Genomic DNA, 5,254 nt, shown 5'->3' on the forward strand with positions numbered 1-5,254 from the left:
GCGGCCATGGCGTGGCGCACCAGGACGGCGGCCCGCAGCGCCGCCGGGGCAGGATCGACGCGGGCGGCCAGGCCCCGGGCGCGGTCCATCTCGCGGCGCCGGCGGGCCCGCAGCGCCGCCTGACGACACGCCGTACGGGTGCAGCCGTAGTCCGCGCACGACGCCTGCCCGTGGCGCACCCGGCTCCGGGACGGCCGGCGCGACGGCTGCACATTCGAGGCCTGGCCCCGGTCCTGGGCGATCCGGCCGCGACCACGCTGGTCCGGATCGCCTGCGACCTGGTGTGCCGTCTGTCGCTCCTCCAAGGGGCGGACTGCGACCAGCAAGGACGACGACGGCAACCCGGTCCCCATCGAAGAGCGCAGCCCGGAGCAACGGGTGTTCACCCGCCGGCTGATGGCCGCCTGGTCGGCCGGCGACACCGACATGTTCGACGCACTCCTCGCCGCGGCACTGACCGACCCTCGGCGACGCACCAGCCGCCTCCAGGACGTCTTCCAATTCCTGGTCGACCAGGCCGAGACGCACGGCAAGCGCGCCGGCCAACCGTTCACGGTCGTAACCCAGCTCAACACGTCCGTCCTCAAGGAAGGCTTTCAAGAAGGACGACTGGAACCGCGTCGGCTGACGGAGCTGAATCGGCCTGTCCGAGGGACGGGGTGTCCGAGCTTGCTGGCTACGGCCTTGCCCGCAGCTCGGCCCGCAGCGCGCGGGTTCGCGAATTCTCGGTTGGCCAACGGCAGGAACGCACGCGCTGAGGCGGCCTTGGTGGGTGGTTGGCGAGCGGGTCCCACCCTGTGTCGCATTCCTCCCTCGCCCGGTCGAGCTCTTCGTCGCTGCCGGGCGGGACCGGGAGCTGAGGAGTTGTTCACCCCGTGCGGGCGTGCTCGTCGAAGAGCGCGGCAAACGCCCAGCGGTCGCCGGCCGGGTCCTGCTGACGGGGCAAAGATGACTCCACACTGCTCTGGTGTCCGCACCGCCGCAGCGGTTCCCAAGAATGTTCTCCGCCTGCTCCGACGCCCCCTCCGCACCCCCGAGTCGTAGGCGCGGCGGGTGGAGGCGGGCGAGTAGCAGCCGTGGAAGTAGGCCACGCCGTAGGTCCGCTTGTAGGTCGCGGGCAGACGGTCGGCTCGTTCCCGCTTGGCCCAGTAGGACCCCGCGGTCGGGCGGATGCCGAGCGGACCGAACTCGCAGACCGCGAACGTGCGGTCTGGGAAACGGTCCAGGACGTGCTCAATGCGGTCGAGTTCGGCGTCGCACTCGGGGTGTCGGCGTGCACCTGAACGTGCACCGGTAGGTACAGCTCAACGCGCACAACCGCAGAGCCTCGCCGGGCTGCCGATACCCGGCCGTGGGGCCGGGCAGCGGCTTGATCGATGGACGTCCAGCGCCGAGAATACGCAAGGCGAGATCACCTGGGGAGGCGTCGTGCGTCTGGGGACGGTGGCGGTGACAGGCGCGGCGGGGAACATCGGGTCCGTCGTGCGCAAGGCACTTCGGGGTGAAGCGACGCGGGTGATCCTGCTCGACCGGGTGGCGCTGCAGCCGGAGGCCGACAACGAGGACGTGCACACCGTCGACCTGCGTGATGCGGCCGCCGTGGAATCAGCGCTCGCGGGCGCTGATCAGGTGCTCCATCTGGGCGGTGTGCCGGACGAAGCGCCGCTCGCGGATCTCCTCGATGTCAACGTGCTCGGCACCCACCACGTGCTGGAGGCGGCACGACGTACAGGCATCGAGCGGGTGGTGCTGGCCAGCAGCAACCGCGTGGCCGGCTTCTACCCCGTCGGGCACCTCACGAGGCCGCAGGAGCCCGTACGGCCTGACGGCCTGTACGGGGTGAGCAAGGCGGCCATCGAGGCCCTCGGGCAGCTCTACGCCGACAAGTTCGGCCTGTCCGTCATCTGCCTGCGCATCGGCAGCTTCGAACCCGTCCCGACCGAGCCCCGGCATCTGGCGACGTGGCTCAGCCAGCGCGACGCCGTCGGCTACGTTCGGGCCGCGCTGACCGCCCCGGCATCCACCCGCTTCGCCACCGTGTACGCCGTCTCCGCCAACACCCGCCGATTCTGGGAACTCCCGGATCCGGCGGTACTGGACTACACCCCCGTCGACAACGCCGAACCCCACGCCATCGACATTCCCGGAGCCGAGCTCCCGGCCGACCCCGCAGCACCCCAGGCCGGCCCCTACGCCCTGCCCGAGTTCACCCTTCCACACCTTCGATCCTGACCACACGGCCGCCCACGAACGACAGCCCCAACGCAGCCGCGAACCGCAAGACCGACTACCGGGCGCCACCAACGTCGTGGCGCACCACGGCGCCGTGCACGTTCGCCTGCACCAGGCTGTGCACTTTCAGACGAACGCCGACACGAGGTCACTGGACTCCTTCCATGTCTTGGCGCGTTGGAAGGTGACGCCGCGTCGGGCGAGCAGGCAGCGCAGGGCCTCGCGGCCGATGCGGATCACCCGACCGTGCACGCGTCGCAGGTAGGCGAGCAGTTTGCGTATCGACCAGCGGGTGAAGGGCTGACCGAGCCTGGTCGGGTCGAATGGTGGCCGTCTGGACGACGAAGTCCTCGTCATCAGGACTGAGAAGGCGGGGACGGCCTCCCGCCCACCGAGGGTCCAGGCAGGCCAGCAGTGCCGGGGGCGACTGTTCACCCCCGGGCAAGGCGCGACGTAATTCAGCGATTGTCGAGCCGGTCAGCCCAGTCGATGGGGACTCTGCCGGCAGGCCCCGGAACTGGCTGGTCGAGAGGGTGACCGAGGGGAGGGGCCAGTTCGGGGCCCGTCTCGAAGAACTCGGAGGTGTCGTAGTTCCAGAACCAGGTCTCCCCCGGTTCGAAGCTGCGGATGAGCGGGTGGCCGGTGGCGTTCGCGTGGGCAGTGGCGTGCTTCGCCAGGGAGTCGTCGCAGCAGCCGATGTGTCCGCACAGGGCGCAGCGGCGCAGGTGGAGCCACCATCCCGCGACCGTTTCGCATTCGAGGCAGCCGGTGCCGCTCGGCGGCGCGGAAGGGTCGAAGGCGTCCTGGGAGATCATGTCCGCTCCTCCTGGTCGGTGTGCTGGTCGCTGGAAGTTGCGGGGCGCCCGGGCGCCTGCCTGTGGGGTCCGGGGCTCGGTACGGCTAGGGATGCACCAGGTCCGCGCCGTCGGCTCGGCGTCGTTCGAAGACGAGTCGTACCGCGGCGGAGCCCTCGCCGACCGCGGTGGCGACGCGTTTGACGCTACCGCTGCGCACGTCGCCGATGCAGAACACGCCGGGGGTGCTGGTTTCGAAGGCGAAGGGTGCCCGTCGGCCGGTCGTGTCGGTGTGGAGATCGTGTCCGGTGAGCAGGAAGCCCTTGGCGTCGGCGGCCAGCTGGCCGTCGAGCCAGTCCGTGCAGGGCACCGCGCCGATGAACACGAAGACCGCGCGGACCGGCAGGGTGGAGGTCCTGTCCGTGGCGTGGTCGATCACCTCCAGGCCGGTGATCGCGGAGTCCGCGGTGAGGGCGACGGCTTCCGTGCGCAGCCGTACCCGGATCTTCGGGTTCGAGGCGATGGCGTCGATCAGGTAGCGGGACATCGAGTGGTCGAGGTCGTGTCCGCGGACCAGCAGGTGCACCGGATCGGAGGTCCGTGCGAGGAACATGGCGGCTTGGCCTGCGGAGTTCGCGCCGCCGATCACCGCGACCGGCAGCCCGGCCGCGTGGCCGGCCTCGGCGACGGTCGCCGAGTAGTGGACGCCGGTGCCTTCCCAGGCTTCGATGCCCGGAACGTCCAGGCGCCGGTACCGGGCCCCGGTGGCGATGATCACGTCGCGGGCCGTGAACGATCGGCCGTCCTCGCAGGTGAGGGTGTGCAGGCCGCCGTGGCTCGCGAAGGCGGTGGCGTGGGCGTTGCGGTGGAGTCGGACGCCGAACTTGGTGGCCTGGACCACGCCGCGGGCGGCCAGTTCGGCGCCGGACAGGCCGGCGGGGAAGCCGAGGTAGTTCTCGATGCGCGAGGAGGTGGCGGCCTGCCCGCCGAAGGCGGCCGCGTCGACGAGTACGGTCTGCAGCCCTTCCGAGGCGCCGTAGACGGCCGCTGCCAGTCCGCCGGGGCCGCCGCCGACCACGAGCAGGTCGCAGGCGCCGGTGCCGCGGTCGGGTGTGGGGGGCGGCTCGCGGAATTCGGCGGCGACGTCGGCGGGCAGCGGGTTGCGCAGCACCGGCCGGCCGGGGATCAGGACGATGGGGAGGTCCGCCACCGGAACCCGGAGTTCTCGCAGCAGCGCTTCGGCGTCCTGCTGTTCTTCGAGGTCGATCCAGGTCACGCCCGTCCGGTTGGCCGAGAACAACTGCACGAGTGCTCGGCACCGTTCGTCGTACCGCGAGCCGATCAAGGTCAGTCCGGTGCCCTTGCGCAGCAGGTTCGCCCGACGTTCCAGGAACGTCCGCAGGATGTGCTCGCTGAGGTCGGGATCCTGTGCGACCAGGGTCTGGATCCGTTCGAGCGGGACCCGGAGCACCCGGCCGGGGCTTCTCATGACGCCGTCGAACCGGGCGCGTTCTCCGGTCAGCATGCCGATCTCGCCCAGGTACTCCGCCGGCCCGTAGGACGCCACCAGCCGCTCGTCGGGTTCGCCGAGTCGTGCCACGATGTCCGCGGCCCCTTCGAGGACGACGAAGAAGTCGTAGGAGGCGTCACCGGCCGAGAAGAGGATCTCGCCCGGTGTCGCGCGGTGTTCGGCCGCGTGCGCCGCCAGTCGTTCCAGCTGGTGCCCCGACAGCGGCGCCGGCGCTGTCCATGTCCGATTCCTGAGCCGGTCTGCGTCGTCCATGCGGTGCCTTCTTTCACCTGGCAGGCGGCGTGGAGGGGCCCGGTTCCGATTCCTCCGTCGGCTCGGGCGGCGTTCCCCTCGCCCGGGGCGGTGCGGTGCGTCGGGGGTCGTATGACCACCTTCCCTCCGCAGTGACCTGCGGCAACCTCGCGGCCGGCGGCCGTGCAATCCGCGGATGCCGGCGGCGTCGGGACATGCGGGCCGCAACGGGAACAAGGAACAGCAGAAGGCTGTTGGCATGCCCGCGACATGTTCGGTGTCGTGATGCAACGAAAGGACGAGCCGATGAAGGTACGCAACTCGCTTCGAGCACTGAAGGCCAAGCCCGGGTCTCAGGTCGTCCGCCGACGCGGGAAGACCTACGTCGTGAACAAGCGGGACCCGCGACTCAAGGCACGTCAGGGCTGACCGGACGGGTGCTCGGGCCGCGGGCGGGCCGCCGGAC

5 protein-coding genes and 2 pseudogenes are annotated in these 5,254 nt (G+C 70.8%); 2 read left to right on the plus strand and 5 right to left on the minus strand.

The genetic code is table 11. From position 1 onward, the window contains the following. A partial coding sequence (locus AB0P35_RS41480; RefSeq protein ID WP_363521651.1) for a hypothetical protein occupies positions 1-428 on the minus strand: 428 nt, incomplete at its 3' end. Between the two features lie 636 nt (positions 429-1,064). Then, positions 1,065-1,265 (minus strand): annotated as a pseudogene (locus tag AB0P35_RS41485) (IS630 family transposase); the annotation flags it as partial. A 217-nt stretch (positions 1,266-1,482) separates the two neighbouring features. Here AB0P35_RS41485 and AB0P35_RS41490 point away from each other — a divergent pair. Continuing rightward, positions 1,483-2,232, plus strand: coding sequence for an NAD(P)-dependent oxidoreductase (locus tag AB0P35_RS41490; RefSeq protein WP_363521654.1), 750 nt, complete (start codon positions 1,483-1,485; stop codon positions 2,230-2,232). Between the two features lie 153 nt (positions 2,233-2,385). Here AB0P35_RS41490 and AB0P35_RS41495 read toward each other — a convergent pair. From AB0P35_RS41495 to AB0P35_RS41505, 3 genes and pseudogenes are all read right to left on the minus strand, one after another. Then, positions 2,386-2,698: pseudogene (locus AB0P35_RS41495) on the minus strand (helix-turn-helix domain-containing protein); the annotation flags it as partial. Further along, a complete protein-coding gene (locus tag AB0P35_RS41500) occupies positions 2,691-3,047 on the minus strand; it encodes a UBP-type zinc finger domain-containing protein (RefSeq protein ID WP_363521657.1) in 357 nt (118 codons plus the stop codon). The gene AB0P35_RS41500 and the pseudogene AB0P35_RS41495, both read right to left, overlap by 8 nt. A gap of 85 nt (positions 3,048-3,132) precedes the next feature. Next, positions 3,133-4,809 (minus strand): FAD-dependent oxidoreductase, encoded by a 1,677-nt coding sequence (locus AB0P35_RS41505; RefSeq protein WP_363521660.1) that lies wholly within the window; start codon positions 4,807-4,809, stop codon positions 3,133-3,135. A gap of 285 nt (positions 4,810-5,094) precedes the next feature. On the opposite strand from AB0P35_RS41505, the gene ykgO reads away from it, so the two are divergent. Continuing rightward, on the plus strand, positions 5,095-5,217 hold the full coding sequence (gene ykgO / locus AB0P35_RS41510; protein WP_095878111.1) for a type B 50S ribosomal protein L36: 123 nt from the start codon (positions 5,095-5,097) through the stop codon (positions 5,215-5,217). The last annotated feature ends 37 nt before the right edge of the window (positions 5,218-5,254 follow it).

It is taken from the genome of Kitasatospora sp. NPDC085879, assembly GCF_040686255.1.
Classification (GTDB): domain Bacteria; phylum Actinomycetota; class Actinomycetes; order Streptomycetales; family Streptomycetaceae; genus Kitasatospora.